At 44.9% G+C, this 1,643-nt stretch carries 3 protein-coding genes; all 3 read left to right on the top strand.

All coding sequences use genetic code 11. The annotated features are described in order from the left end of the window. Positions 1 to 602 (top strand): ParB/Srx family N-terminal domain-containing protein (locus tag KDK19_RS11495; protein WP_257292003.1); only part of this gene is annotated, 602 nt, incomplete at its 5' end. Between the two features lie 176 nt (positions 603 to 778). Further along, positions 779 to 1,210 (top strand): Rha family transcriptional regulator, encoded by a 432-nt coding sequence (locus tag KDK19_RS11500; RefSeq protein WP_257292004.1) that lies wholly within the window; start codon positions 779 to 781, stop codon positions 1,208 to 1,210. A gap of 113 nt (positions 1,211 to 1,323) precedes the next feature. Continuing rightward, on the top strand, positions 1,324 to 1,643 hold a 320-nt coding region (locus tag KDK19_RS11505), incomplete at its 3' end, for a Rha family transcriptional regulator (RefSeq protein WP_257292005.1).

The following is a 1,643-nucleotide window of genomic DNA, read 5'->3' on the forward strand; positions in this document are numbered from 1 at the left end:
AAGCAATCAGGGAAGGTAAAAGACTTCCTCCCATTGATGTAGTGAAAGGAGAAAAGGGGAAGTATGTAATTGTTGATGGATGGCACAGGTTCAAAGCACAGAAGAAACTGGAGAGACCACGAATTAGTGTCAATGTATTGGAGAATGTGAGCCTTGAGCATTACTTCAATCTCAATAGTGAACATAAAGGCCGACCACTTACATCCGCTCAAACTGAAGAACTCAAGTGGCAAAAGTTCCTTGTAAAGACTCTCAAGGAAAACAGCAAGCCCAAAAACAGTGAACTGGCGGGAGAGCTTGGGATAGCAGTTAGAACCTTGCAGAGCTGGCGCAGGCTTCTTAAAGATTCACAGAATGGAAACGCTTGGGAAGATACAATAGAGCGCAACGAGATAACTGGATACCCCATAAAAAAAGCTCTTAGTCAGGCTTTGAAGTACGGAGAGACTGAGTTTACTCCTGAGAATGGTTTGAGTAAGGAAGAGGAGAAGGCTGTATGGAAGATACACCGATTGCTCTCTGGTAGGAACATCAGGCATGACACGGTTTTAGCTGAGGTTCAATCCTTCTACCAAGGAGAAGATGAATTTGATGATTTCTGATAGTACTACTATTCCCGATTAGTAGTAGCCCAGAAATGCACCAGAACAGCCTACAGATTGACCTGTAGCCCTTGGGAAAACTGGAGAGGGCTGTAGGTGGCTGGTGGGGGCTGGGGGTGCATAGATACACCTTATAAAGTCATTGTTTAGAAACCTATTTGTGAGACTATGTAAACATGAACAACCAACTGATAAATCTATCACAACCGCACGAGCAGAACCAACAGCAAACCATGTCTTCCCGAGAGATAGCTGAGCTGACTAATAAACAACACTTTCACGTGCTTAGAGATATTCGATCAATGTTTGAGAGGCTGTATGGAGAAGAGTGTTCAAATTTGGATGCTAATGATACCAAGGGCTGTAGAGCAGATTTGTATAAAACTGGGGAGTGCGCTGTAGCCAATGTAGGGAAGGTCAAAGAGTTCCACCTAGACCAGAAGCATTCATTGATTCTTGTAACCGGCTACAGTGTAAAGCTTCGAGCAACCGTTATAGACCGATGGCACGAACTGGAGACCAAGCGGAGGAAGCATTTGATGACACTCAAGACCGGCAATGAAGCCATTGATATGCTGATTAGAAAGCAGCTTGAAGCGAGTGTTTGACCCTTGCTACAAAGGAACTCAAAAGGGAACCTACTTTTAGATTTACCTGAGAGAACCAAGGGTTTTCTCTGAGAGCCAACAGCCAAAACACACAGCCAAACCAACAGACAACCATGTCTCACATTGAGATTGCTAAGCTTGCTGGGAAGCGTCCAGATACAGTTAAGAAATCTATGGAACGCTTGCAGGACAAGGGTTTAATCACTTTTACGCCAATGACGGAAAAGTCTACAGGCGGTCGTCCGAGTACTTCATTCCACGTAAACCAGCGTGATTCCTACGTTGTCATGGCTCAAGTCTCCCCAGAGTTCACAGCTAAACTTGTTGATCGCTGGCAGGAGTTGGAGAACAGAGTACAGCAACAGACACAACCAGCTATCCCTACCTCCACAGGAAACCCAGTGCTTGACGCTTTGATTCAAACACTGGTGTA

The sequence above is a fragment of the Endozoicomonas sp. ONNA1 genome, assembly GCF_024606325.1.
Lineage (GTDB): Bacteria > Pseudomonadota > Gammaproteobacteria > Pseudomonadales > Endozoicomonadaceae > Endozoicomonas_A.

Coding starts and splice junctions, on each gene's coding strand:
- KDK19_RS11500 (WP_257292004.1), top strand. CDS start 779: ATGAACAACCAACTGATAAATCTATCACAACCGCACGAGCAGAACCAA.